29 protein-coding genes are annotated in these 24319 nt (G+C 43.6%); 15 read left to right on the plus strand and 14 right to left on the minus strand.

What is annotated here, in order from left to right:
- Positions 1–129: 129 nt before the first annotated feature.
- The 4 genes from IM500_RS03805 (at position 130) to IM500_RS03820 (ending at position 3528) form a co-directional block, all read left to right on the plus strand.
- Positions 130–315 (plus strand): restriction endonuclease subunit S domain-containing protein, encoded by a 186-nt coding sequence (locus IM500_RS03805; RefSeq protein WP_190722450.1) that lies wholly within the window; start codon positions 130–132, stop codon positions 313–315.
- 95 nt (positions 316–410) lie between these two features.
- Positions 411–1643 (plus strand): restriction endonuclease subunit S, encoded by a 1233-nt coding sequence (locus tag IM500_RS03810; RefSeq protein ID WP_190722451.1) that lies wholly within the window; start codon positions 411–413, stop codon positions 1641–1643.
- A gap of 109 nt (positions 1644–1752) precedes the next feature.
- Positions 1753–1986 carry a DUF2283 domain-containing protein gene (locus IM500_RS03815; protein ID WP_190722452.1) on the plus strand — a complete coding sequence of 78 codons (234 nt, stop codon included), beginning with the start codon at positions 1753–1755 and terminating at the stop codon, positions 1984–1986.
- 18 nt (positions 1987–2004) lie between these two features.
- The gene (locus IM500_RS03820; protein ID WP_190722453.1) at positions 2005–3528 is read left to right on the plus strand and encodes a class I SAM-dependent DNA methyltransferase; all 1524 of its coding nucleotides are present in this window, start codon (positions 2005–2007) and stop codon (positions 3526–3528) included.
- A 46-nt stretch (positions 3529–3574) separates the two neighbouring features.
- On the opposite strand, the gene IM500_RS03825 is transcribed toward IM500_RS03820, so the two are convergent.
- The 5 genes from IM500_RS03825 to IM500_RS03845 form a co-directional block, all read right to left on the minus strand.
- On the minus strand, positions 3575–4615 hold the full coding sequence (locus IM500_RS03825) for a sulfate/molybdate ABC transporter ATP-binding protein (protein WP_287737755.1): 1041 nt from the start codon (positions 4613–4615) through the stop codon (positions 3575–3577).
- Positions 4616–4694: 79 nt separating this feature from the next.
- Positions 4695–5537 (minus strand): sulfate ABC transporter permease subunit CysW, encoded by an 843-nt coding sequence (gene cysW, locus IM500_RS03830; protein ID WP_002797969.1) that lies wholly within the window; start codon positions 5535–5537, stop codon positions 4695–4697.
- Between the two features lie 41 nt (positions 5538–5578).
- Complete coding sequence (cysT, locus tag IM500_RS03835; RefSeq protein ID WP_004159580.1) at positions 5579–6421, minus strand: sulfate ABC transporter permease subunit CysT; 843 nt, start codon at positions 6419–6421, stop codon at positions 5579–5581.
- A 19-nt stretch (positions 6422–6440) separates the two neighbouring features.
- A complete protein-coding gene (locus IM500_RS03840; RefSeq protein WP_002768372.1) occupies positions 6441–6782 on the minus strand; it encodes an NIL domain-containing protein in 342 nt (113 codons plus the stop codon).
- Between the two features lie 11 nt (positions 6783–6793).
- Positions 6794–7837, minus strand: a complete 1044-nt coding sequence (locus IM500_RS03845; RefSeq protein WP_287737757.1) for a sulfate ABC transporter substrate-binding protein — start codon at positions 7835–7837, stop codon at positions 6794–6796.
- Between the two features lie 170 nt (positions 7838–8007).
- Between IM500_RS03845 and IM500_RS03850 the strand changes: the two genes are divergently transcribed.
- On the plus strand, positions 8008–8787 hold the full coding sequence (locus tag IM500_RS03850) for a Crp/Fnr family transcriptional regulator (protein ID WP_190722456.1): 780 nt from the start codon (positions 8008–8010) through the stop codon (positions 8785–8787).
- Positions 8788–8803: 16 nt separating this feature from the next.
- On the opposite strand, the gene rnc is transcribed toward IM500_RS03850, so the two are convergent.
- Positions 8804–9484: a ribonuclease III gene (gene rnc, locus IM500_RS03855; RefSeq protein WP_147069137.1), complete on the minus strand. Its 681-nt coding sequence runs from the start codon at positions 9482–9484 to the stop codon at positions 8804–8806.
- Positions 9485–9542: 58 nt separating this feature from the next.
- Between rnc and IM500_RS03860 the strand changes: the two genes are divergently transcribed.
- The 10 genes from IM500_RS03860 to IM500_RS03905 all read left to right on the plus strand — a co-directional run bounded on the left by IM500_RS03860 (position 9543) and on the right by IM500_RS03905 (position 15744).
- Positions 9543–10109, plus strand: a complete 567-nt coding sequence (locus IM500_RS03860) for a hypothetical protein (RefSeq protein ID WP_190359188.1) — start codon at positions 9543–9545, stop codon at positions 10107–10109.
- 459 nt (positions 10110–10568) lie between these two features.
- Complete coding sequence (locus IM500_RS03865; RefSeq protein WP_002787228.1) at positions 10569–11597, plus strand: chlorophyll a/b binding light-harvesting protein; 1029 nt, start codon at positions 10569–10571, stop codon at positions 11595–11597.
- 266 nt (positions 11598–11863) lie between these two features.
- Positions 11864–12376, plus strand: coding sequence for a flavodoxin FldA (gene fldA / locus IM500_RS03870; protein ID WP_002760221.1), 513 nt, complete (start codon positions 11864–11866; stop codon positions 12374–12376).
- 132 nt (positions 12377–12508) lie between these two features.
- Positions 12509–13252 carry an alpha/beta hydrolase gene (locus tag IM500_RS03875; protein WP_190722457.1) on the plus strand — a complete coding sequence of 248 codons (744 nt, stop codon included), beginning with the start codon at positions 12509–12511 and terminating at the stop codon, positions 13250–13252.
- Between the two features lie 19 nt (positions 13253–13271).
- Entirely contained in the window at positions 13272–13631 is a 360-nt protein-coding gene (locus IM500_RS03880; RefSeq protein WP_002787222.1) for a hypothetical protein, read from the plus strand.
- 90 nt (positions 13632–13721) lie between these two features.
- Positions 13722–14081 (plus strand): hypothetical protein, encoded by a 360-nt coding sequence (locus IM500_RS03885; RefSeq protein ID WP_190359190.1) that lies wholly within the window; start codon positions 13722–13724, stop codon positions 14079–14081.
- A gap of 164 nt (positions 14082–14245) precedes the next feature.
- On the plus strand, positions 14246–14551 hold the full coding sequence (locus IM500_RS03890) for a hypothetical protein (protein ID WP_190722464.1): 306 nt from the start codon (positions 14246–14248) through the stop codon (positions 14549–14551).
- Between the two features lie 132 nt (positions 14552–14683).
- Positions 14684–15244, plus strand: coding sequence for a Crp/Fnr family transcriptional regulator (locus IM500_RS03895; RefSeq protein ID WP_002742223.1), 561 nt, complete (start codon positions 14684–14686; stop codon positions 15242–15244).
- Between the two features lie 11 nt (positions 15245–15255).
- A complete protein-coding gene (locus IM500_RS03900) occupies positions 15256–15507 on the plus strand; it encodes a hypothetical protein (RefSeq protein WP_002742221.1) in 252 nt (83 codons plus the stop codon).
- A gap of 48 nt (positions 15508–15555) precedes the next feature.
- On the plus strand, positions 15556–15744 hold the full coding sequence (locus IM500_RS03905; RefSeq protein WP_249264813.1) for a hypothetical protein: 189 nt from the start codon (positions 15556–15558) through the stop codon (positions 15742–15744).
- On the opposite strand, the gene IM500_RS03910 is transcribed toward IM500_RS03905, so the two are convergent.
- The 8 genes from IM500_RS03910 to IM500_RS03945 all read right to left on the minus strand — a co-directional run bounded on the left by IM500_RS03910 (position 15714) and on the right by IM500_RS03945 (position 23718).
- On the minus strand, positions 15714–16697 hold the full coding sequence (locus IM500_RS03910) for a methyltransferase domain-containing protein (RefSeq protein ID WP_190722458.1): 984 nt from the start codon (positions 16695–16697) through the stop codon (positions 15714–15716). The genes IM500_RS03905 and IM500_RS03910 overlap by 31 nt on opposite strands.
- A 116-nt stretch (positions 16698–16813) precedes the next feature.
- Complete coding sequence (locus tag IM500_RS03915; protein ID WP_002742215.1) at positions 16814–17122, minus strand: DUF5132 domain-containing protein; 309 nt, start codon at positions 17120–17122, stop codon at positions 16814–16816.
- Positions 17123–17359: 237 nt separating this feature from the next.
- Positions 17360–17524: a hypothetical protein gene (locus IM500_RS03920; RefSeq protein ID WP_002742213.1), complete on the minus strand. Its 165-nt coding sequence runs from the start codon at positions 17522–17524 to the stop codon at positions 17360–17362.
- On the minus strand, positions 17521–19683 hold the full coding sequence (locus IM500_RS03925; RefSeq protein ID WP_287737759.1) for a heavy metal translocating P-type ATPase: 2163 nt from the start codon (positions 19681–19683) through the stop codon (positions 17521–17523). Before IM500_RS03925 ends, IM500_RS03920 begins: the two co-directional genes overlap by 4 nt.
- 11 nt (positions 19684–19694) lie before the next feature.
- Positions 19695–20243 carry an HMA2 domain-containing protein gene (locus IM500_RS03930; protein ID WP_002787210.1) on the minus strand — a complete coding sequence of 183 codons (549 nt, stop codon included), beginning with the start codon at positions 20241–20243 and terminating at the stop codon, positions 19695–19697.
- A gap of 124 nt (positions 20244–20367) precedes the next feature.
- Positions 20368–20607 (minus strand): FeoC-like transcriptional regulator, encoded by a 240-nt coding sequence (locus tag IM500_RS03935; protein WP_190722460.1) that lies wholly within the window; start codon positions 20605–20607, stop codon positions 20368–20370.
- 109 nt (positions 20608–20716) lie between these two features.
- Positions 20717–23041 carry a Fe(2+) transporter permease subunit FeoB gene (gene feoB / locus IM500_RS03940; protein WP_287737761.1) on the minus strand — a complete coding sequence of 775 codons (2325 nt, stop codon included), beginning with the start codon at positions 23039–23041 and terminating at the stop codon, positions 20717–20719.
- A 35-nt stretch (positions 23042–23076) separates the two neighbouring features.
- A complete protein-coding gene (locus IM500_RS03945; RefSeq protein WP_190722462.1) occupies positions 23077–23718 on the minus strand; it encodes a FeoA family protein in 642 nt (213 codons plus the stop codon).
- Between the last annotated feature and the right edge of the window lie 601 nt (positions 23719–24319).

The raw sequence follows: 24319 nt of genomic DNA on the forward strand, positions 1-24319 counted from the left end.
ACAATCTAGGCGTTAAAGTCAATCTAACAATCCGTCGTAACCCACCGTTTTAGTCAACCGAAAGGATGTTTGATTTATGTTTGAAAATAAGATTGATCAGGTTTTACACGCGTTAAAGGAGATGTTGGGATGAGTTGGACAGAAGTAGCTTTAGTCGATGTCTGTAAACCAAAGCAGTGGAAAACTATTCCAATATCAGCATTAAAAAAAGAAGGGTATCCTGTATATGGTGCGAATGGAGTCATTGGTTTTTACGATGAATTTAATCATCTTGAAGAGACATTAATGATTACATGTAGAGGAGCTACTTGCTGAGATCATACAGGAAACTAAGATAAGATTGTTTGCCGCTTAGGGTTTTTAATTTGGGATTGGTATTTGAATGTTTATGATTGGGCAAGGGAGTTATTATGAGTCAGGAAAATGATCGGCAGTTGCCCGATGGTTGGCAGTGGGTAAAGTTGGGGGATGTTTGCCGTGATGTTTCAGATGGCAGTCATTTTACTCCAACTTATATTGAAGAAGGAATACCATTTTTATCAGTAAAAAATATTAGAGAAACTGGGATTAATTTTGATGACTGTAAGTTTATATGTGAAGAAGAACATAAAAAGCTATGTAAACGATGTAAGCCAGAAAAAGGAGATGTACTCTATACAAAAGTTGGTACTACAGGTATTGCTAAAGCTATTGATATTAATCGAGAATTCAGTATTTTTGTCAGCGTAGCACTTTTAAAGCTTAAATCAGAAGTTATTCCAGAATATTTAGAGAAGGTCTTAAATGCTCCGATTTGTAAAAAACAAGCAGAAAGCCTAACTCAGGGAGCAGCTAATCGTAACCTTGTTATCAAAGATTTAAAATGTATTGAAATCCCCCTCCCACCCCTAAGCGAACAAAAACGAATAGCCGCCATTCTTAATGAACAGATGGAAGCGGTAGAAAAGGCACGAAAAGCAACAGAAGCACAGTTAGAAGCTGCCAAGGCTTTACCTGCTGCCTATCTTCGGGCTGTTTTTGAAAGTGAGGAGGCTAATTCTTGGGAGAGGAGAAAGTTAGGGGAAATATGTCAAAGTAATGGTCAATATGGAACATCTGAAAAATCTACTAATGTAAATCAAGGTTTGCCTGTTCTTAGAATGGGAAACATTATAGAAGGGAAAATAAATTGGTCTGATTTAATGTATGTTAATTTACCGACCGACGAAGAAACCAAATTTTTATTAAAGAAAGGCGATGTTTTATTTAACAGGACAAATAGTGCTGAATTAGTAGGGAAAACCGCAGTTTTTGACGCTGAATTTAAAGCAGTATTCGCATCTTATTTGATTCGATTTAAAATGAGATACAACTTAGCAGATCCCTATTATATTTCTGCTTATATAAATTCAAGACAAGGTAGGAAATTCATAGAAGCTAATATGACTCGCGCTATAGGACAGGTGAATATTAGTGCTTCTACTATGTACAATATGCCAATTCCTATTCCTCCTACTTTAGAAAAACAAAAACAAATCGCCTCAACTCTAACCGAACAAATGCAAGAAGTGGAACGACTAAAACAGAACTTAAAAGAGCAACTCGACACCATCAATAAACTCCCCGCCGTCCTATTGCGCCGCGCCTTTAAGGGAGAATTATAGTTATGCAAACAATAGACATAGAAAAAACACAGCAAGCATGGACAAACTTAAACCAAATACTGTTCATACCTCGTACCGAATCAGAAGAAAATCGCTATTATTTTACTAAATGACAGAAAACCTAATTATCAAATATGACCCAACGGGAGACATTCTCTATATCAATAAATGCGCTCCCTATCCCGAACAAGAATCAGAAGAATTAGGAGATGATATTATTGTGAGAGTCAACCCCCAAACCGAAGAAATCGAAAACCTAGAAATCCTATTCTTTTCTCAAAGAATGCAAGAAAACAACGAACTCCAACTCCCCCTCATCGCCAATCTCCGCTTGGCAGGTTAGACAAATTAGGTAAACTCAATGGCTAAAAAAAACAGCAACGACAACGGTAAAACCTTCACCACCCAACAGGGACTTAACAGCTACATCAAAGGCATCTGCGACATCATGCGGCGTTCCAACTGTGCCGGTGCTTTACAGTACGTCCCCGAACTCAGTTGGCTACTGTTCCTCAAAATCCTTGACGACACCGAACAGCGAGAAGCGGAAGAAGCGGAAGCCGTGGGGGACTCTTTTGCCGATTCCATCCCCGAACCCTACCGTTGGCGAGATTGGGCCAACCCTGAAGGCAACCGCCGCCTTAACCTGCAAATGGGGCAAATGGGTCAATTTCTGCCCTTTGTCAATGAAAAAGTCATTCCCTACCTCAAAAGTCTCAAAAACAAACCCCAAGCCACCCCCCGCCAAAAAATTATCAGTGAGGTCATATCCAGTGTCGAACGAGTCCGCATCGACACCGAAACCAACCTGTTAGACATCCTCGATAAAATCCACGAAATCGACTACATTGACCCTACCCACATCTTCCCCATCTCCCAAGTTTACGAGGGATTGCTGTTGAAAATGGGAGAAAAAAACAACGATGGCGGTCAATTCTTTACCCCCCGGGAAGTCATCCGGGCAATGGTCAAAGCCATCGCCCCCCAAGTAGGAGAAACCATCTATGACCCCTGCTGCGGCACGGGCGGATTCCTGGCCCAATCCTACGAATATATCCGCGATTTCCTAGCAGATGACATCACCCCCGAACAGCTAGAAACCATCAAACTAAAAACCTTTTACGGAAGGGAAAAAGAGAACCTCATCTACCCCATTGCCCTCGCTAATTTAGTCCTACACGGCATCGATTACCCCCACCTCTGGCACGGCAACACCTTAAACCGAGAAGTCATCTATGGCGACCTGTTCCAAGATGCTCCGCCCCAGTTCGATATTATCCTCACTAACCCTCCCTTTGGCGGCAAAGAACACAGGACCGTACAGGCACAATTTGCCTATAAAACCAGTGCTACTCAAGTCCTATTTTTACAGCACGTTATCGATAGTTTGAAACCGGGGGGACGCTGCGGTATCGTCCTAGATGAAGGGGTGTTATTTCGCACCAATGAAAATGCTTTTGTCCAGAGCAAACGAAAACTATTAAACGACTGTAATCTCTGGTGTATCGTTAGTTTGCCCGCGGGGACTTTTGTGGCTGCCGGTGGGGGTGTTAAAGCTAACATCCTCTTTTTTACTAAAGGTAAACCCACTGAAAAAATCTGGTATTATGACCTGTCCGATGTCAAAGTTACCAAGCGCAAACCCCTGATGATGAATCACTTTCAGGAGTTTATAGAACTATTACCCAACCGAGAAGATAGTGAGAGGAGTTGGACAATCACCCGTGAAGAAATCGAAGCCAAAAACTTTGACCTCAAGGCTGTCAATCTTAACACCAAAGTAGATGAAGATAAAAGCACCGTCAAGGAATTGCTAGATTTTATTGAGGAGAAAGGTAAAGAAGTTGCTCTAACTCTATCAGTGCTGAGAAAGTGGGAGCGGTGAAGGTCACTTACAGCTTTATGAAAAATTTTTAATAAACCTAGAGTTTTTAAATTGAGTAATCGATAACTTTCTCACTTTTATTGTCAAAATCAGTGAGTAAGGTCGCTTTTCTCGGTTTTAAATGTACCGTTTGTTCTGGTTGTAACTGTAATTGCTTGTATTCCTCCCGATTGAGATAAGCCACCACCATTTCCCCATCGGCTAACATTAATTCTACTTGTATTTCCCAGCCTAAATGAATAACTCTTTTTACCACTGCCCAACTATTCAAACCATCTTGTTCGGGCATAATTTCCAGGTCGTGGGGACGGATAAAAACGGTGGAATTATCACCCGGATGATGTCCATTTCCTAATCCTGCTAAACTGGGTAAGATATTCACTTCCCCAATAAATTGCATCACAAAAGCTGTGGCCGGATGATCGTAAATTTCGGCGGGAGAACCCACCTGTTCAATTTTACCATGATTCATCACGACAATCGTATCAGCTACTTCCATTGCTTCCTCTTGATCGTGGGTAACAAAAACACTGGTAACGTGAACTTCTTTATGTAAATTTCTCAGCCATACCCTTAATTCTTTTCTGACTTTTGCATCTAAAGCTCCAAAGGGTTCATCTAATAATAATACATTCGGTTGAATGGCTAAAGCGCGGGCTAAAGCTACTCGCTGCCGTTGTCCTCCCGATAATTGGGCGGGATAGCGATCGCCTAATCCTTGTAATTGAATTAATTCTAATAATTCCTCAACTTTTTTCTTAATTAATGGCGATTTTTGCTGGCGAATTTCTAGCCCAAAAGCAATATTTTGACGGACAGTTAAATGTTTAAATAGGGCATAATGTTGAAAAACAAAGCCGATATTTCTCCGTCTAGGATCCACACGGGTGGTATCTTGTCCGTTAATGATAATCGCGCCACTGTCGGGACTTTCTAATCCCGCAATTGAACGTAATAAGGTAGATTTTCCCGATCCCGATGGTCCGAGGAGGGCGACTAATTTGCCTTCAGGAATGGTTAAACTGATATTATCTAAAGCCTGAAAATTGCCGAAACGTTTAGAAACTTGCTGGATAGTAATACTCATATTTTTAGGTTTTTTGTAGAACGTAGGTTGGGTTGAAGCATGAAACCCAACGCCTTCATGATTTTTAGGTTTTTTGTAGTTAGGTAGTGTGAATTTTGTGGGCGGTTTTACGTTCGAGAATTTCTTTGATAATTAAAGTAACTCCTGCTAGTAAAGCTAGGATAGCCGCCGCACTAAAAGCGGCAGGAGTTAGATAATTTTTATAGGCCTGTTCTACGAAAATTGGCAGGGTAGCAGTTCTCCCTAAAATACTGCCAGAAACCACAGAAACCGCCCCAAATTCTCCCATCGCCCGGGCATTAGTTAACAGCACTCCGTACATCAATCCCCAACGAATATTGGGTAAAGTTATGCGCCAGAAAATCTGCCAATCACTTGCCCCTAAAGTGCGCCCCGCTTCCTCTTGTTCCAAGCCAATTTCTTCTAAGACTGGGATAACTTCTCTAGCGACAAAAGGCATAGTAACAAATATAGTTGCTAATACCATTCCGGGTAAAGCAAAAAGTATTTTTATATCGAAAAATTCTAGGAAAGAACCTAACCAACCATTGCGCCCATAGAGCAGTACAATCATTAAACCCGCTACCACGGGAGAAACGGCAAAAGGTAAGTCAATTAAACTAATTAATAAAGTTTTGCCACGAAATTGATTGCGAGCAATTACCCAAGCTGCACAAAGTCCAAAAATTGTGTTTAAAGGTACAGTAATTAGGGCAATAATTACTGTTAATTTTACCGCTTCGATAAAGTCAGAAGTTCCCGCCGCTTCTAAAAAAGCTTGGAATCCATTGCGAAAAGCATAGTAAAATACTGCCGCTGCTGGAATAAATAATAATAGTGCCAGATAAACAAGGGCGATGATAATTAGTAGGGGTTTGTAATCCCACTCTTTCGGTTTAGTTGATTTTTTTAGACTCAGCATTTTTGATCTGTCTCCAGTTATACCCTAATATTTTTTACTCTTTACTTAACTCTGTATTTTTGCCCCCATTGCTGCAGGAAATTAATTACTACTAACATGAACAAAGAAACCAGTAATAAAACCATGCCGATTACTGTCGCACCTGTGTAATCATATTCCTCTAGTCTTTGGAAGATTAAAACTGGGGCAATTAAATCCTTAAAGGGAATATTAGAGGAGATAATAACTACGGAACCATATTCACCGATCGCTCTGGCAAAACCGAGGGCAACTCCTGTTAAAATAGCGGGTAGTATTGTGGGAAAAATAACTCGCCAGAAGATTTGCCAAGAGGAAGCACCGAGGGATAAAGCCGCTTCTTCTACCTCTTTTTCCATTTCCTGTAAAACCGGCTGTAAGGTGCGGACAATGAAGGGTAAAGCGATAAATAACATCGCCACAAAAACCCCTAAAATGGTAAAGGATATCTTAATGCCAAAGGGGGCAAAAAATTGACCGAGCCAACCGTTATCACTGTAAACTGTGGCTAGGACTAAACCGGCAACAGAAGTGGGTAAAGCAAAGGGCAAATCTACACAAGCATCGACAATTTTTTTACCCGGGAATCGATAACGCACTAATACCCAAGCGATAATAGTGCCAAAAACTCCGTCAATTAATCCGGCGATTAAGGAAGTAAAAAAAGTGACTTGGTAGGCGGATAAAGAAATCGGTAAAGTGGCAATGCGCCAAAATTCGGCAAAACCAAGAGTTAGGGATTTAGCAAATAGTGCCGCCGCCGGTAAAACCAACAAAACCACTAGATAACTAATGGTAATTACCCAAGGAATAGAAACTTTTTTCAGGGGTTGACTGGGAGATAAAGATAATTGTGGGTTAGCCATTGTTTATTATTGCTAGAGATTACCAATTGTCCGCTTCTTCAAGAACTTGTGCTGAATCATACCAAACTTCTACATCTAAATCTGCCAGATAGGAAAGGGCATTTTCTATCCCTTGGGAGTTGCCTTGTAGTTGTAGATCGAACCAGCCATCTTGATTATTATTTGCCGCTAACAAAGCGGAAAATATATTCACTTTTAGACCAGGAAAAGACCCTAAACGTGCTATAATTGGCTCGTTAATATATTGTTTAGGAATCCGAATTTTTATTCTTCGGGACGTGGGGCGATCGAGTCCTGATTGATCGAGATGTAAGTCACTTTGGGGATGATTAATAGTTTGCCATTGAGGTTGATTATCCATGGGTTTCCTCCTTAGGATTTACCAGCTTTAGTCAGAATTTTATCGAACAAGGCTCCATCATCAAAGAATTGCTTTTGTACTTTATCCCAACCGCCTAAATCCTGCACGGTAAAGAGATTTTTTATCTGAGGAAATTTACTCTCAAACTCTTTAAATACCGTCGGTTCAACGGGACGAAACCCCACCTGAGCAAATTCTCTTTGCGCCGCGGGAGTAAATAAAAACTGCACAAAAGCCTCGGCCACTTTTCTCGTACCTTTTTTATCCACATTGGCATCAACAACCGCCACGGGATTATCAATAGAAATATTGTAATCGGTGGGAACAGTGTAGGACAACTTCTCGCCTTTTTGGTTAGCGAGAATCATCTCATTTTCGTAATTAATCAGCACATTTCCCTGGCCTTGTTTAAAAAATACATCACTAGATTCGCGAGCATCTCTAGGTAAAACTGGCGCATTTTTAAACACTTTTTCGACAAAAGTTTGCGCCGCTTGTTCACTGCCTCCCGCTTGCGTCACCGAACCCCAAAGAGCGAGAAAATTCCAGCGCGCTCCGCCAGAAGTCTTGGGATTAGCGGTAATAACTTTAATATTATCCTTGGCTAAATCTGACCATTGATTAATTTTAATATTGGCATCACGAGGAACAAAAGCCACTACAGATTTATGAACAATAGAGTCATTGGGAGCTTCTTTTTCCCAACCGGGTTGAATTAATCCCGCTTGCTCAATTTTCTTGGTATCCAAAGCTAAAGCCAACGCTACCACATCCGCTTCTAAACCATCGATAACGGCACGAGTTTGGGAACCGGAACCACCATAACTCTGTTCAAAAGTTACCTTTTGCCCCGTTTTTTGTTGCCATTCCTCGACAAATTTGGGAATGATTTTTTCGTAGGCACTTTGGGTGACAGCATAGGAAACAAGCGTCACAGTCACGGGTTTTTGGCTGTCATTGCCGCTATTGGTGGGGGATGGGGTGCAGGATACCAGCGTTCCCCCCGTCAGGACAGTTGCCACGAGTAGGGATAAACAAGACTGGGATGACTGCATCGGCGGCGCTCCTGAGATTTACTCTAAGGTTGTATCTGTTTTCAGGTCTAGTTTAATCCTACAGCACAGGAAACAAAATTTCAATACATTTATAAAACAAATTGGGAATAAGGTGATAACAAGGGAAACTGTGAGAAGATGGAATCAGTGCTACATCTAGGTTTGAGACTATGGGCAAGAGCGTCAAAGCCAAAAAAACAACCCTCCTACAACAACTGATTAACCAGAGTTTTCTCTTTCGCGGACTAGAGGAAGCTTGGTTAAGTCAGTATCTCGATGCCGACAATCTCAAGCTAGAGACGCTATTTTCCAATCGTCCCGTCTATACGGCTTTTCTCCCCGATGAATTTCTAGATGTTTTGTATGTGATTTTGAATGAGGGTGTAATCGTCGTCCGCAGCACTCCCCTCGACCGGATTATTGCCATTACCTACCCCGGTGGCTGTTTTGGCATGAGGAGTTTACCCTTTAGTTATGGTTTAGCCAGTCGCGCCTTTCCCTGTTTGGTGGAATCCTATAAAACTACCCACGTCCTGAAAATTCCCTTATCGGCGCTAGAAAAGATTTACAACGATAACCAAAGTTTTCGTCAACGGTACTGTTTGTTATTTGAATTACAGCAAAAATTCGAGTATCATTTGCTTAATTGCAGTAGCTATCCACCCCAAGCTGTAGCCACTTTACTCAGAGCTTTAATCTATCAAGAAAGAGAATTAGGCAGTCAACCAGATGCCGAAAATATCTATACTTTTGATCTATCCGTCGATGTGATTGCTCGCGCTTGTCAACTCAATCAACGCACCGTCGAACAGGTATTAAAAGGATTGCAAACCGTGGGATTAATTGCCTCAGAATCGACGGGGGATTTAATTCGGGTACTAGATGCCGAGGGTTTAAAAGAAGTGTACAGTGCCACCCGGGATAAAGTTAATTGGTGGCCCCTAAGATAAGTAGGGTTGTCCCTATTTACCCTTGCAATTGACAGCGCTTTAAGGCATCTTCGGCAGCCGCTTTGGTGGCATCCTGTTTCCGTTTACCTTTACCTGTACCGTAGAGAAGATTATTAACCCGCACTTCGGCAGTAAATTCCCTAGCGTGGGGGGGTCCTGTAACATCAATGATCGCATATTCTGGATTAGAGGCGAAATTGGCCAAGGCCCACTGTTGAAAGAGATTTTTGGCATCGATAAAAGATGGCGATTCCGATTGTTGAGAGACTAAATGAGAGGCTACAGGGATAAAAAGCCCGTGCAGATAATTTTTAACCGCATTTAACCCCGAATCTAGATAATAAGCCCCAATTATCGCTTCAAAAGTGTCCGCTAATAGGGTAGGATTCGATCGCCCCCGATCTTTAATTGCCCCCTTACCCAAACGCATTAACTCCCCCAGGCCGATTTCAAGGCCCAATTGCGCTAATTGTTCTTCTTTGACCAAATTTGACCGCAAACGGGTTAATTCTGCCTCATTCATGGCGGGATATTTTTGATACAACAGTTCGCCCACCAAAAAAGCCAAAATCGCATCGCCCAAAAATTCTAGGCGCTCGTTATTTTCCGTCAATTCCGACTGTTCATTGACATAGGAACGATGGGTTAAAGCTTGGGTGAGAAGGAGAGCATTTTGAAAAGGAGGCAAACAAGACATTACAGAAATGATCAAGTCAAGAGCATTTCTTATCTTAATCCGACCCCACCCCGAATAGATGAGACGAACGATGCTTTTTTTACTGTTTTTTCCGGCTAGTTTAGGCATAATCTCCCAAATCTTCTCACCGGAAAACCTATCCGCTGCTATTCTTGCCCTAGGTACCCTGGGGATGTGTATGGAACAGGCACGCATGGCAGCGGTGGACTTGGGAGAAATTGCCCAATTTCAGCAAAAAACCAGCGATCCTCGCCTCGATCGCTTTTTTATCGTCACAATTAGTACAATTGTTTTAGAATTATCGGGCTTTTATCTGGCTGCCCTCTGGATAGGATGGGGAGCTTTAATAGTTTTAGTTAGTCAAATTTGGTTTCATTGTTTAGCCAAAATTCAACTGCAGCCAAGCACAGAAAAAATCATTGACCATGGCATAGTGCCACGTTTACCCATCTTACTCGCCGACGGAATCGGCATAATCTTCGTGGCTTTCTGGTTAGCCAAAATCGCTCCCCTAATTATGGCCATAACTTTAACGACAATGTTATTAATCTACGGCTCTATTAAGTATCTTTTCAGAACTGGGGAGGGGGGAGAAAGTAACCTCCAGAGGCGGCAATCCCTATAAATGGGCGCTCAGAGACTCTGACGCAGTTTAAATTCAGTACAGCTTACCACAACCGACAGCGAGGCGAGTGGCACCAGTGGGTATTTTATCGAATAAAAAAGATATTTCAGGTTAAAAATGAAATAAAAAGCGTAAATAAGCTTAAATATGCTCTTTAATGCCTAATTATAGGCTTGTTTAAGTGATGACAAGCTAATTATCCTCTAGTCTTCGTTAAAAATTAATTAGTAATTATTCTCAATTATTTGAGGCGATTACTCTAGCTGCGATCCAAGATTCATGCTGAAAAGCCTTGATTGTCAAAGGCTGATCAGGCTAAAAATACTGAGGCATCAAAGGATACCGAGCAACTGTAACAATTCTTAACTTGACTTTATTGAGAATTATTCTAGACTAAGACTTAAAGCTTATTGCATATAATTATCAATAAGCTTGGTTCTATTTCCGTTAAAAGATGCCATGCAGACCTACGATAATCCTCAGATCGAATACGACTGGTGGGCAGGAAATGCCCGTTTTGCCGATAAATCAGGCTTATTTATCGTTGCTCACGTTGCTCAAGCTGCTTTAATCGCTTTTTGGGCAGGAGCCTTCACCTTATTTGAAATTTCCCAGTATCGCCCCGATATAGCCATGGCAGAACAGGGCTTAATTTTACTGCCGCACCTGGCCACTTTAGGCTTTGGAGTTGGAGAAAAGGGGCAAATCATTGATATCTATCCCTTTTTCGTGATTGGCTCAATTCATCTGATTTCTTCGGCAGTTTTGGGAGCAGGAGCCTTATTTCACCTGTTAAGAGTCCCAGAAACCCTGAAAGATTCCTCCGGTCCAGGGAAAAAATTCCATTTCGATTGGAGTGAACCCCGACAATTAGGAGTTATTCTCGGTCATCACCTGCTCTTTTTAGGTATAGCTGCATTATTGTTAGTGGCCAAAGCTATGTACTGGGGGGGATTATACGACGCAACTATCGGCGCTGTCCGAGTCGTTAGTGAACCAACCCTCGATCCTTGGGTTATCTATGGCTATCAAACCCACTTTGCTACTGTGGACAATCTCGAAGATTTAGTCGGTGGTCATATCTACGTCGGTTTAATGTTAATTGGGGGCGGTATCTGGCATATTATCGTTCCCCCGCTTAAATGGGCGAGAAATGTGCTGATTTTCTCTGGAGAAGCCATTTTATCCTATTCTTTGGGCGGAATTGCCCTAGCTGGTTTCGTGGCCGCCTATTTCTGTGGGGTAAATACCCTCGCTTATCCAGTCGAATTTTACGGGCCAATTTTAGAAGTGAAGTTAGGAATTGCTCCCTACTTTGCCGACACGGTGAAATTGCCCTTTGGAGTACATACGGCGCGCTGTTGGTTAGCTAATGCCCACTTTTTTCTCGCTTTCTTCTTTTTACAAGGTCATCTCTGGCACGCTTTACGCGCGATGGGTTTTGACTTTAAACGAGTAGAAAAAGCCTTAAATGCGATAGAAGCCTAGTTTTTTTGAGGAAAATTAGGATAAATTATCGATTTTCCTAATTTTCCCCGCTGATCAATCTTTCTAACTGTCCCTTATGCCTTACTGTACCTGTTGTAACACCAAATTGCTGCATCACATTGGACGCTCTCGCTCTTATTGGTACTGTAGTTCTTGCCGGCAGGAAATGCCAGTTTCAGAGGGAGAAAACTGTAATCAGGGGCTTTATTCCCTATCAAGGAGAATTAAGAGTTAAACTCACTTATTTCGCAACAAGGACAAATTTTATGGCAAAAATTGGCTTATTTTTTGGCACGCAAACCGGCAAAACCGAAACGGTGGCGGAAATGATTCAGAAAGAATTTGGAGGTGAGGCAATTGTAGAATTACACGATATCTCCTCCGCTTCTACCGAGGATTTTGCCCCCTACGATGCCCTGATTATCGGTTGTCCCACCTGGAATATCGGCGAATTACAAAGCGATTGGGAGGGTTTTTACGATGAATTGGATGACATTGATTTCGTCTCCAAAAAGGTCGCCTATTTCGGGATGGGGGATCAAATCGGTTATGCGGATAACTTTCAAGATGCTCTGGGGATACTGGAAGAAAAAATCGCCTCCCTGGGGGGTAAAACCGTCGGTTACTGGCCGACAGAAGGTTACGATTTTAACGAGTCGAAAGCCCTAAAAAATGGCAAATTTGTCGGTTTAGCCCTCGATGAAGACAACCAATCCGATTTAACTGAACAACGGATCAAAACCTGGGTCGCGGGACTTAAGGGCGAATTTGGCGTTTAGTTAGCTATCAATCAGTTATCAGTTATCAGTTATCAGTGAATAGTATTAAGTGGCTAGTTCGCAGCTTTCTTTTCACCAATTACTGATTACTGTTTACTGATCACTGAAAAATCCCCTATATCCTTGATTATTATGTCTCGATTACCTGATGCAGTTTGGATTAATGTTAACCCCAGTTTTCGCCGTTTTGATCGCCCGGTGTTGGATTTTTTAGCCAGGGAAGTTGCGATCGCTGATTGGCAATACTGTCAATCTCTTGATCAGCCAGCTTCTCTTGATATTGCCTTGGTATTAATACAAGATTACCTGAAACAATGCGAGCGACCGCTGCATTTAGTCGGCCACGGCACGGGGGGATTAGTAGGATTACTGTATGCGCGTCGTTATCCGGAAAGGGTAAAATCCTTAACTTTGCTCTCTGTGGGAGTCTATCCGGCGATCGATTGGCAAGCTCATTATTATGTGCTATCAAAATTACTGCCTTGTTCTCGTCAAACTCTGCTCAATCAATCGGTTCACAATCTTTTTGGTCATCAATCCTGCGCTTTAACCCAAGAATATCGCTATCTCTTGGAACAGGATTTATTATTGTCCCTTTCTCCCCATAATCTCTATCAGAATGCTCATTTCGCCCCGGGGACAGTTCCCGTACCCCTGTTAGTCTGTGGGGGAGATATCGATACGGTAATTGATCAGCATTTATTGCAGGGATGGCAACCCTGGTTAAAGTCAGGCGATCGCATTTGGAGTTGTCACAAAGGGCGTTATTTTTTCCACTATTCCCACCCCTACAGCGTCAGTCAAGAGATTTTTAGTTTTTGGCGATCTCTAGTTCCACAGGAATTTCTTTCTGAGCCAACTGTAATTATTCCTTAATTGACAAAAATCGAGATTTATGTTAAGGCTAATACCGCTCTTTTGTCCGATCGCGATCTGGATAACGCTGCTGTTCTTTTTTACTGCTCTTTTTCTTGCTGTTGCCCAAGGGCGCCGGCAGTTGCAAAAGCTGCATCGAATTCCCTGTAGTCGCTGTGTTTTTTGTACTGGAGATTATCGCTTGAAATGTGCGGTGCATCCAATGCGTGCCTTTTCGGAAGAGGCGATCGATTGTCGGGATTTTGAGCGAGAAATTCAGGAAAATCCCCTTAATTCTCTCCCCTTGCTGACGGTAACTTTTCACTGGCTATGGAGTGTGTCTAAGCAGAGTATAGTCAGTCTAAAAAATAGGGGGGATGATTACGGACTCAACCCTTGATATACATGGCTTATAGATATTGACACAAAATCAAAAAAGGATGCTAGGCTAAAGGAGTCAGGTAAATTGTCTAGAAATGGAGCGTGAATTATGTCAGGAAGAGGTGGATGGCGCGGTGGCGCAGGACGTAAAAGAGCGTGGCAAAATGGAGAAACTCAGACTATCCGGGTTCCCATTGCCATTAAAGACCAAATACTCGATTTTAGCCAACAATTAGACCGAGGAGAGGCATTTTCCCCCAGAGACTTGCCGCTATTGCTAGAGGAAATTCTCGCTCAGTGGGAAGTTAAATGTCAGGAGAACAATAGCGCAGAATGGCAACCAGTGCGTCAACTATTGGCAGAAATAGAAGCACTACTCGCTCAAGAAACAGAGTTTAAGAGAGGACACGGGAGAAGTAAAGCCCATTGTGGCGTTTTTCGTCATTATAACCTAGATTCTGGCTGTTAAGTCGAGAATATCGTCGATAATCCCTGCTTTTAAAACGGGGAAACCTCCAGTTTGAGCGGTAAGCTATCAGCGTTGAGCTTGCCGCTAGAGGATTTGAGCGCATTTTTTTCTCAGACATCAGCCCTCCTTTGCTAAAATGATAATGATTATCGTTTTAACTAGCAATGGTCAATCAGATTGAGTATCCCCGAGCAGAAAGCCCCGTTATCGAGGAAGATTCGCAAAAAATCGTAAAAATACGCCATACTTGCGCCCATGTCTTAGCAATGGCCGTACAAACTCTCTTTCCTGAAACCAAAGTCGCTATTGGTGACTATTCATGGTTGCGGGGGAAATCTCATAACTTCATTATCACACAGTTGCAAATAATTATCAATTGGTTGAAAGCTAATCGCGATCATTCTCAGTCTCGATCGAGGGGATATTTCGAGGTGAAATCTTGGTCTTTGGCTGTTTACAGCTTTGAATGAGGGGTATAAGGAAGCTCATCTTTGGTAAGTCCCATCAGTTGGAGGAAATTTTTCTGGAAGATCCCTGTTGATTTTATTGAGAAAATTATGCAATAATTAGAGGAGAAGGTAATTCTACTAGCGGTGGTACTTATGCGGGAACCTCTCGTCACTCGTCTATTTCAACCCCGTGACCCCCTACCCTCGCGTCTGGATGCTCTTTGGTTAATCAATCGCGGTGTGGTTAAGGTGATGACGTGGGATGAGGAAGGAGAAATCGTCATCCTCGGCTATTGGGGAGAAAATGATGTGGTCGGCCGTCCCCTATCGCAGATTCAACCCTACGAGATGCAGTGCTGCACTAGCGTTGAAGCTACTTGTCTTCCTCTTGAACGGGGTAGCAGTCTTTCCTCGGCTCTCTGTCGTCACGTTCAACAAACTGAGCATTGGCTCTGTTCCCTGCGTCGCGATCGGCCTAGGCTGCGTTTTCTGAAAACTCTAATTCAATTATCGCAAAAGTTCGGTCGTCCCGCAGAAACGGGCCAGCGTATCGATATCCGTTTCACTCATCGGGAATTAGCCGAAATGGTCGGGATGACCAGAGTGAGCATTACCCGACTCATCAATGAATTCGAGCAACAAGGTCTGATTTCTCGTGCGGGAGGACATATTATTGTTTTACCTTCTGCTGACACCCAATTTCATCCTTATTAGGAGATAAACCTATGGCGATTATTCACTGGGATAAATCGATTCTGACTTTTCATCTCAAAGAAATTATCGAAGATCACGAATCAGGAGATCGAACGGCTCTCTTTGGTTTGGGAACAATTGTTATCGGTGCGGTTGTGCTGCCAGCTGCGGTCAAATTAGGCCGACCAATTCTCAAACAAATTATCAAAAGTGGCCTATCTCTCCAAGCTCGATCGTCACTGATCAAAACTCCTACTATTCCCCACAACCCGATCAATAATTAATTGGATTGCCTCTAGTTAGGGTTTGTGGCAAAAAGTTTTTCCTGTGGGGTGTGGGGTTTTATCGATTTTGAGAGGGTCAATTACCTAATTTTCAGGGAAAAAGTCCAGGAATTTTCCCCCCGATCACTCCAATGGTTGGGACTTTTTGAGGAAAAAAAAGTCCAAAAGTCTTACCCAACAAGATTTTTAGATTTATTCAGCAAACCCTACATAACTGAGGTAAGAGACTCTTGCTGACTTGGTTGCAGATGGGATTGAGCGCGAACAGCGCGGAACATCCCAAAACGACATAAACCCGTGCCAAAGGCCAAACGCATCAGCAGAATTGTCGGCACTTCTCGGACGGATTTAAGCAACCCAGTTAGACCAAATTGCCACCAGCCTTGGGGACGAATCACCCCCTGCCAAATGGTATCAATCCAAGAGGGTAGAGTGGCTGTTGTCCAGTCAGCAGTCACCACTTCCCCATCTACCAATCCCGTGGCCGCTAACTGTTCGGCAAAACCTTCGATACTGGCAAAAGCGGGGTGAGACCACTGATCCAAAAGTTGGCGCATTACGGGACGTTCCCAGAAATTAAGCGGTTTTTGACGGTCATCTCGCTGATTCCAGTCCGCTACCACCAAGACTCCCCCTGGTTTGAGAACTCGCAGTAATTCCCCAGCAAAAACGGCTTTGTCCGGCATATGGGGACCGGCTTCAATTGACCAGACCACATCAAAACTCTCGTCAGGAAAAGAAAGGTCCATGGCATCATCGACCAAAAAGCGAGCATTTAAATCTGGGGGTGTTAGTTCTTTGGCCCGTGCCACTTGTTTGGGACTAATAGTGACACCGGTAACGGCAAATCCGTAGTCGCGGGCCAGAATGCGACTGCTGCCACCAATACCACAACCGACATCGAGGAGAGTTGCACCGGCGGGTAATTTATCCAAACCTCCCCAAGAGACCATTTCCGCCACAAAGTCGGCTTTTGCCGCTAGAAAGTCTTTTTTTTCTGGTGGGGAACCGTAGTGACCTAAATGGATGTGTTCCCCCCAATAATATTCTAAAATCCCGTCCTCAGTCCATTGGTCGTAGGAATTGGCCACCGAGTCTGATGATTGGTACTTGCGAGAGGAAACAAAATAGACGACGATAGCGATCGCTAGGAGTAACCCTAAAGATGATGTCACCAAAAGTATATTCATTCAATCCTGCTGGGCAAACTGACACAAAGCTTAATAACTCTTAAAGATTATATAACTTTGAGGTTCTGCGGGTTGAGGGCCAACAGGGTTGAGTGACTTTGGTTACTCACCAGAAATTAACTATCGCGTAATGAGGGTTCCGAATTAACCCCACTGGGTAGAACCACTTGATGATCGCGTTCGGCTATGACTTCTGCTTTGGCCTCGGCGACGATATCCCCCAGCACTTCTGCCGTTTCGGCCAAGGAACTCTTAGTTTTTTCGTAGAGAACAACGCCAGTTTTAATCGTTGCTTTGGCGACCGGTTTCAGTAAAGAAATCACGGTGGGGGCCAACAGCAGCGCACCGATTCCGAAAACGATCGCTTTCCCTGGAGTAATTTGTGCTAGTTTTCTCGTTTGTTCTAACATCTGTGTTTTTTCCATGAGCTTTAAACCATTGATTTTGTTGCCTTCAGTCTGTAGATAGCAAAAGTTTTTAACTTAGAAGCATTATCTACCTACGAGTACCATTATAGAATAGTTTTTGAGGGAATATTATTAAGTTTTTTTTCAAGAGAATATAGCCTAGATATTCACCTATCAGTTATTAGTGGATGGGTCAAGACTTCCCCAGATACCGACTCTTAAACCATCATAACAATCTTTGATTTTTATGATGGTTTAATGTCTATTATCACCTCGCTCGAATTCTTCTAATGGAAAAGAACGGGAGGAGAGAATATTTTCTAAATCCAGTCGGTTATAGATGGCTTTAATTAACTTTTTGCTCAATTTTTTAGTAACTTTTTTGGCAATTTTATTAGCTAATTTATCATATTTACTCATGGAGTCTCCCTTTGACCTTGTAGTTGATGAAAAACCAGAGGACGCAAACTATTTAAACCGGCAATAATTGCTGTCCCGTTATGAATTGCGGTGGCTAAAAGTGGATTAAGACCGATGCTAGTGGCCAAAACGAGGGCGACTAAATTCGGGGCGACCACTAGAAAAATATTTTGTTCAATTAAAGCTTTAGTTTCTTGGGCAATAGCGATCGCCTCTAGTAAACTGCTCAGATCATTATTCATCAGTACCACGTCGGCGGTTTCTCTTGCCACTTCCGAACCCTTCTCGAAAGAAATCGACACATCTGCATAGGCCAAAGCCACGGAATCATTGAGACCATCGCCAACAAAAGCGACTGTATGGCCAGAGCGATGCAATTCTCGAACTATTTTAGCCTTTTGTTCGGGAAAAGCCTCAGCATGAACCTGGCCAAAGGGAATATTTAACGCTTGCGCCACTTCTTTCGCCCTTTGTTGATTATCCCCCGTCAACAGATGCACAGTCATGCCATAATCTTGCTGTAGGCGATCGATTAACCAACGACTATCGGCACGCAAAGGGTCAGTATAGTGGATTACCCCCTGAAATTGCCCATTACAGGCGAGATAATTGCGAGACACCCAAGCACTGGCGGGGTTGGCTAAATCACCGCCAAATTCGTCTAAATTGACCCCTTGCTGGCGTAAAAACTTGTCACTGCCCACCAATACCTGATTACCATCAATTTCTGCCCGCATTCCTAGTCCTAACTGGTAATCCCAATCTCCCCTCGGTAAGATTTCCACACCCTGGCGCTGGGCATAATTAGCGATCGCCATAGCGACGGGATGGGTGATCCTTTGTTCGGCCGAGGCCGCTAATTGAAGAATTCGTTCTGGGGATAAGCGGCCAGGGATAGTTTCCACTCCCACCACCATCACTTCCCCCGTGGTCAAAGTTCCCGTCTTATCAAAAACAATCGTATCGATATCTGCCAATAACTCCAAAGTTCTGCCACTGCGTACCAAAACCCCGTGACGGGTGGTATGATTCAACGCGCCTAAAAAAGCTGTAGGTAAAGATACCCGAATCCCCGTGACAAAATCGAGGGTGAGAATAGCGGCGGCCCGGGCAGCATCTCGGGTGGTGAGAAAAATTAGTGATGCTAACCCTAAAGAAGGCAAAATCAGGCGATCAGCCAGATTAGCGGCATAATTGGCCATGCGGGTATCATGGACAGGAGCTTTTTGCAGAAGTTCGATACTGGCAGCGGCGCGAGTTTGTTGACCGACTCGTTCACAGGTGAGGCGGATCTGACCGGAACGAACTAAGGTGGAGGCATAAACGAGAGTTCCTTTTCGGGCGACAATAGGCAAGGATTCCCCGGTTAGTTGCTGTTGGTCGATTACCGCTTCCCCTTGCCAGACTGTGCCATCAACGGGGATGCTTTCCCCGGGATAAACCACCACTGTCTCGCCAATTTGGACAGCATCACTGGTAATTTGCTTGATTTCGCCGTCTTTTTCCACCCAAGCGTAATGACCGATTGTATCTAATAAATTAGCCGTTCGTTTTTCCGTTGCCCTAGCGGTACGATCGCGAATAATGTCCCCCAATTCATGGAGGGTGATAATCAGGGAAGGTGTCAATAATTTCCCTTGAAAACCGCTAAAAATCAGGGCTAAGAGGTCTAAACAATCGATATTTAGTTTACGCTCTCCGAAGATACTTTTCAGCGCCCGGGCTGCCACGGGAAAAGCTGCGGCCAAAAGGACGCTTCTGGCCAAGATGCTCAAACCGGGTTGGGGAAAACGTTGACAGGTGATCGCGAGGAGGGTGGCGGCGGTGGGAAGGGCAAGGTTAGACCATTCTTCTTTCCCTAGTTTTTGGGGCTTGTCTGGCTCGTTCGAAGACTCGTTGGGCTGATTGAGCATTTTTTGCCAAAGCAAGCCAAAATCCCTGTTTATTTCAGGGGTGAGGGCGGGGGCATACTCGATCACCAGAGAGGCGACGGCGGCGTTGATGCGGAAATGGGTAATGGCGGGATGGGAAGTTAATTTTTGTTCTAAGGTCTTGACAAAATGCCTATCAGATGCTAGGCGGGAAATTCGCAAGCGCAGCCGACCAGGGAGAGAGTGAACAACGCTTACGGAATTGAGGGAAAGTTTGCTTAAGTTCATCGGAGTAAAATCTAGCTAGTTTCAAGATTACTGTCAGAATTGGCTAAATTAAGTAGATTGATCAGACGAAAGCCTAAATCTAACTCGGAGAGGCCGGCTGCTTCGTAGGTAATTGCCAGAGAGGCAGCGGTAGGATTAAGGCGATGACTAAGAACAATTGTCTCAGCTGCGAGGAGGTGGTTTAATCTTTTAGCAAAGGCAGCATCTTGACTTAAACGGTCGATACGAAGGCGAATTCGTCCCGGTACCGAGTGAACAATGCGACAACCCGGTATTATTTCCTGATTGCTATAATCTGGGCTTTTTTCGGCAGTTTTTGGGTTACTGGTGAAGGGAGATTTTAACTGTTGGAAAATTTGTCGCGAGATACTGGCTACGGCTAAATTAACTAATAGTGCATTGGCCCCTCGCAGTTGAAAACGACTGGTAATAAATAATCCCATTAAAACTGGAATAATCATCTCCACTTCATTATGTTCTCGCAGAAATTCGGCCAATTGTATTTGCGGATCCTCGCTGGTGGCCGATTGTGTCGAGACAATTTCTGTGTTAGTGATCATAATTTTATCTCCTACAAAAAGATAGTAAGTAGTCGTGCAAAATAAATTTCCTAGTGAAGATGGGCAAAAGGCAAAAGCTTTATCGAAATGTGTAATTAATTTTGCCTAGGTACTTATTCAACTCTTAGTTGTTTGTCCCTGTGGAATTGCCCTCAATCCATTCGTAAAAAGCCATAGATTCCGGGGTACAACGGCTGCATCCTCCGCATTTTTCTAGGGAAATCAGGCGAATTCGCCCTTTTTTCAGCAAGCGATCGAGCATGGGACTTAAGGCATCCGCTGACATCCGAAAGTGTGTGGATAAGTCAGACAGAGATGCTTTCTGATTTTTGGCAAGATAAGCCTGTATATCGGTTAAAATCATGGTTTATAAGCGAAAAAAATCGAGAAAAGTTGCTTGATTGCGGTGGGTTACGGCGAATCTAAATAATTAGTTAGTTGCCTAGCTTTTCGTCGCCTAACCCACCCTACTTTTAAATTGCCGGACGGTTGATTTTTCGGGGACGGAGATTTTTTAAGGTGAATAAAACCCCGACTACGGTTAAACCCATCAAGACTATCCAAAAGAGAGAAAATCCCGGATGTCGAGAAAAAGTGGCGATTTGATAGAAGGAAGTGGCAACAATATAGGCCATTCCTGTGGTCCAGAAGGCAATAAAAGCAGTCCAACCGGCATTAGTTTCGCGATATACGGCCGATGTGGCCGAAACACAGGGAAAATAGAGCAGAACAAACAATAGATAGGCAAAAGCACCCGCTTGACCATCAAATCTTTTCGCCATTGCCCCAAAGATTCCTAAATCTACCTCTTGCTTCTCGGCAGCCGTTTTTTGATCTTGCAGATCACCAAGATTTAAACCCAAGGGATCAAGTAATTGATTGGGTAATTCCGCTAAATTGGCGGGAATAGTGGCAATAGCTTCCTGAATTTGCCCCCAGAAGTCGAATTTTACCTGTGCTGCCCCCTTATTCGGGTTATCTTCCCCTGCTAGTTGGCTGTAAATTGAGTTTAAGGTTCCTACCATCGCTTCTTTGGCAAAAACTCCCGTAAAAATTCCCACTGTTGCTGGCCAATTTTCCGGTTCTAGTCCCATGGGTGAGAAAATAGGAGTTACAGCTTTACTGGTAGCACTTAAAACCGATCGCTCGCTGTCTTGATTACCAAAAGAACCATCAAAACTGACGGAGTTGAGTAGTCCCAAAATCATCACCATTAAAACGATAACTCGTCCAGCTTTCCATAAAAACGCTTGCAGACGTTCCCAAGTACGAATTAAAACCCCTTTCAGACGCGGTAGATGATAGGGAGGCAATTCCATAATAAAGTGACTGACTTCTCCCTTGAGTAGGGTTTTTTTCATCACCAATCCCGTCAAAATAGCGGCGAGAATTCCTAAGATATAAAGACCAAAAACGATATTTTGACCACCTATGGGGAAAAAAGCCGCCGCAAATAGCGCATAAACAGGTAATCTGGCCCCACAGGACATAAAAGGGTTCATCATAATCGTCATTAAACGATCGCGAGAATTTTCTAGGGTCCTGGTGGCCATAATTGCCGGCACACTGCAACCAAATCCCACTAGCATGGGGACAAAGGATTTACCCGGCAATCCCACCAAACGCATCAATCGGTCCATGACGAAGGCTGCCCGGGCCATATAGCCAGAATCCTCTAAAATTGACAAAAAGAGGAACATAAAGCCAATTACGGGGATAAAAGTGGCGACGGTTTGCACACCTCCCCCCGCCCCATCAGCGAGCAGAGCAATTAGCCAACCCGGGGTATGGATTTTTTGTAAAACTTGGGACAAACCATCGACAAAGATAGTCTGGGCAGTTAAATCGAAGAAATCGATAAAGGCATCACTAACATTGATGGTAAACAAGAACATTAGGTACATTACGCCCAAAAATATCGGAATTCCCCACCAGCGATCGAGAACAATCCGATCGAGGCGATCGGACATGGTATCATTTATCTGTCCAGTCCGTTGAGTGGCTCCCTGGGTAACTTGTTGAATAAAGCCATAACGAGTATCAGCAATTAAAATATCGAGGTCTTCCCCTAAAACTTGGTGTATTTGTCGTCTATGCTTGACGATAATGCTTAATAGTTCCTGTGAGCGCAATTCTGGGGCGATGCGATCCTCGTATTGCAGTAGATTTAAAGCAGTCCATCTTGGCTCAACGATCCTTTTACTGCTATGGTCGTTAATGTAGGCAATAATCTCGTTAAGGGCTTCCTCAATTACCGCAGGATAAGCCACATAAGCGGCAGTATGGTTAATATTACCAACTAATTCCCCAATTTTTTGCTTTAATTCTCCGATTCCCTCCCCTTTAACCGCACTAATCGCCACGACAATTGCATCCATGCGATCGCTTAAGAGTTGCGGATTAACCACAATACCCCTAGTTTTGGCCACATCCATCATATTCAGGGCAATCAACATCGGTAAACGCATCTCCATGATTTGGGTAGTAAGGTAGAGATTGCGCTCTAAATTGGCAGCATCGACGATATTAATCACTAAATCCGCTTCTCCTGACAGCAGATAGTCCCTAGCGACTAATTCATCCATTCCTGTCTCCCCTTCTTCTACATCGAGGGAATAGACTCCGGGTAAATCCACAAGGGTGATATCTTCCCCGTTAACTTGAAATCGTCCCTCTTTGCGATCGACTGTTACTCCCGGCCAGTTGCCGGTGCGTTGATTGGCCCCCGTGAGAGCATTAAAAAGGGTAGTTTTGCCACAGTTAGGATTGCCAATTAAGGCGATAATCGGTTTGACCATAATTAGGATATTGAGTGACGAATAGGCTTAGATGATTAAATTTTGCTTTCTGGGTCTATTTCTTCGACGATTAAAGTGTCTGCCTCCTGTTTTCGCAGACTGAGATGAAATCCCCGCACTCGAATCTCGACGGGATCCCCCAAAGGTGCGACGCGAATGACGGTAAACTCTGTCCCCGGAGTTAATCCCATTGATAACAATTTTCCTTTGTATCCGCGCAATGCTCGGTCATAACCGACAACTTTACCCGCTTTTCCTATGGGTATCTCCCGCAGAAATGTTCTTACTTCAGGTAGGTCTTTTTTGGGTTCCAGTTTTTTCGGTTGACTGTCACTAACGAGGATTTTTTCGGCCATTTCTGCCCCGATACCAATACGATTGTCTTGAATGGCAATTAAAACTGACCCCCTCGGTTGGGAGCTAATTACCTGTAATTGAATGCCGGGGTTTAATCCCATACCTAGGAGTCGATTGATTCCTCCTGTCCCCTGAAATCCCACTAACCAGACGGTTTTTCCCATTTCCACTTGTGCGAGGGGATAGGTGGCTGTTAGCTCAGTACCCATGGAGTTAGTACGTTCTGCTACTGCCTCTTTACCACCCCAAGGAGAAAATTGGGCTTTATTTGGCGATTTTTCTGGTTCTTCTGGGTCATTAGGTCTAATTTTATCGTCCATGCTTTTCTTATCTCCAAAGGCAAAGAAGGTCTTTCATTCAAGAGTGATAATAATTCCTTGATAGCTCATCGAGTTTACTTCAGTAGCCAAAGGGTGATAACTGCACTACTGTTAGTCTCAGTCAACGGTTTTGAAACTGTCTAAGACTTGCGATCGCTAAAATAAATGCTAATTATTCTCAATTACCAGTCTAATCGAAAAGGGGAGACAGAAAAGAAAAATATTTATTTAGGGTCGGCTGAATAATGGTAAAACCCTTTGAAAATAAGGCTTTTGACCTGTTAAAATCCGATGTTAGTGCTGCGAAAATCGGATTGGGACCCCCAAAAACCTGGCATTATCCTCCTTTCAGTACATAAGTTAGTACAAAAAGAGAGGGCAACAAAGCCTGAAACGACCGGCTACTGACGACCGACTCCTAACCCCACCAACAAACTTTTTGCCGCAAACCCTACCTAGTGGTCTGCGGCAAAAAGTAGGGGCGAAGCATTCGGGCAATAACCTATCGGTGAAACCGTAGATTTTCTATCCGAATGCTTCGCCCCTACAGGACGCGGGCCGATGAAGACGCCAGGTTTTGAAGCACGATTCTCTCAAAATC

Source organism: Microcystis sp. M179S2, from assembly GCF_020245805.1.
GTDB classification, from domain to species: Bacteria; Cyanobacteriota; Cyanobacteriia; order Cyanobacteriales; family Microcystaceae; genus Microcystis; species Microcystis aeruginosa.

Excerpts from the sequence above, each read along its gene's own strand:
- IM500_RS03805 (WP_190722450.1), top strand. The coding sequence starts at position 130 with ATGAGTTGGACAGAAGTAGCTTTAGTCGATGTCTGTAAACCAAAGCAG.
- IM500_RS03810 (WP_190722451.1), top strand. The coding sequence starts at position 411 with ATGAGTCAGGAAAATGATCGGCAGTTGCCCGATGGTTGGCAGTGGGTA.
- IM500_RS03815 (WP_190722452.1), top strand. The coding sequence starts at position 1,753 with ATGACAGAAAACCTAATTATCAAATATGACCCAACGGGAGACATTCTC.
- IM500_RS03820 (WP_190722453.1), top strand. The coding sequence starts at position 2,005 with ATGGCTAAAAAAAACAGCAACGACAACGGTAAAACCTTCACCACCCAA.
- IM500_RS03825 (WP_287737755.1), bottom strand. The coding sequence starts at position 4,615 with ATGAGTATTACTATCCAGCAAGTTTCTAAACGTTTCGGCAATTTTCAG.
- cysW (WP_002797969.1), bottom strand. The coding sequence starts at position 5,537 with ATGCTGAGTCTAAAAAAATCAACTAAACCGAAAGAGTGGGATTACAAA.
- cysT (WP_004159580.1), bottom strand. The coding sequence starts at position 6,421 with ATGGCTAACCCACAATTATCTTTATCTCCCAGTCAACCCCTGAAAAAA.
- IM500_RS03840 (WP_002768372.1), bottom strand. The coding sequence starts at position 6,782 with ATGGATAATCAACCTCAATGGCAAACTATTAATCATCCCCAAAGTGAC.
- IM500_RS03845 (WP_287737757.1), bottom strand. The coding sequence starts at position 7,837 with ATGCAGTCATCCCAGTCTTGTTTATCCCTACTCGTGGCAACTGTCCTG.
- IM500_RS03850 (WP_190722456.1), top strand. The coding sequence starts at position 8,008 with ATGGGCAAGAGCGTCAAAGCCAAAAAAACAACCCTCCTACAACAACTG.
- rnc (WP_147069137.1), bottom strand. The coding sequence starts at position 9,484 with ATGTCTTGTTTGCCTCCTTTTCAAAATGCTCTCCTTCTCACCCAAGCT.
- IM500_RS03860 (WP_190359188.1), top strand. The coding sequence starts at position 9,543 with ATGAGACGAACGATGCTTTTTTTACTGTTTTTTCCGGCTAGTTTAGGC.
- IM500_RS03865 (WP_002787228.1), top strand. The coding sequence starts at position 10,569 with ATGCAGACCTACGATAATCCTCAGATCGAATACGACTGGTGGGCAGGA.
- fldA (WP_002760221.1), top strand. The coding sequence starts at position 11,864 with ATGGCAAAAATTGGCTTATTTTTTGGCACGCAAACCGGCAAAACCGAA.
- IM500_RS03875 (WP_190722457.1), top strand. The coding sequence starts at position 12,509 with ATGTCTCGATTACCTGATGCAGTTTGGATTAATGTTAACCCCAGTTTT.
- IM500_RS03880 (WP_002787222.1), top strand. The coding sequence starts at position 13,272 with ATGTTAAGGCTAATACCGCTCTTTTGTCCGATCGCGATCTGGATAACG.
- IM500_RS03885 (WP_190359190.1), top strand. The coding sequence starts at position 13,722 with ATGTCAGGAAGAGGTGGATGGCGCGGTGGCGCAGGACGTAAAAGAGCG.
- IM500_RS03890 (WP_190722464.1), top strand. The coding sequence starts at position 14,246 with ATGGTCAATCAGATTGAGTATCCCCGAGCAGAAAGCCCCGTTATCGAG.
- IM500_RS03895 (WP_002742223.1), top strand. The coding sequence starts at position 14,684 with ATGCGGGAACCTCTCGTCACTCGTCTATTTCAACCCCGTGACCCCCTA.
- IM500_RS03900 (WP_002742221.1), top strand. The coding sequence starts at position 15,256 with ATGGCGATTATTCACTGGGATAAATCGATTCTGACTTTTCATCTCAAA.
- IM500_RS03910 (WP_190722458.1), bottom strand. The coding sequence starts at position 16,697 with ATGAATATACTTTTGGTGACATCATCTTTAGGGTTACTCCTAGCGATC.
- IM500_RS03915 (WP_002742215.1), bottom strand. The coding sequence starts at position 17,122 with ATGGAAAAAACACAGATGTTAGAACAAACGAGAAAACTAGCACAAATT.
- IM500_RS03920 (WP_002742213.1), bottom strand. The coding sequence starts at position 17,524 with ATGAGTAAATATGATAAATTAGCTAATAAAATTGCCAAAAAAGTTACT.
- IM500_RS03925 (WP_287737759.1), bottom strand. The coding sequence starts at position 19,683 with ATGAACTTAAGCAAACTTTCCCTCAATTCCGTAAGCGTTGTTCACTCT.
- IM500_RS03930 (WP_002787210.1), bottom strand. The coding sequence starts at position 20,243 with ATGATCACTAACACAGAAATTGTCTCGACACAATCGGCCACCAGCGAG.
- IM500_RS03935 (WP_190722460.1), bottom strand. The coding sequence starts at position 20,607 with ATGATTTTAACCGATATACAGGCTTATCTTGCCAAAAATCAGAAAGCA.
- feoB (WP_287737761.1), bottom strand. The coding sequence starts at position 23,041 with ATGGTCAAACCGATTATCGCCTTAATTGGCAATCCTAACTGTGGCAAA.
- IM500_RS03945 (WP_190722462.1), bottom strand. The coding sequence starts at position 23,718 with ATGGACGATAAAATTAGACCTAATGACCCAGAAGAACCAGAAAAATCG.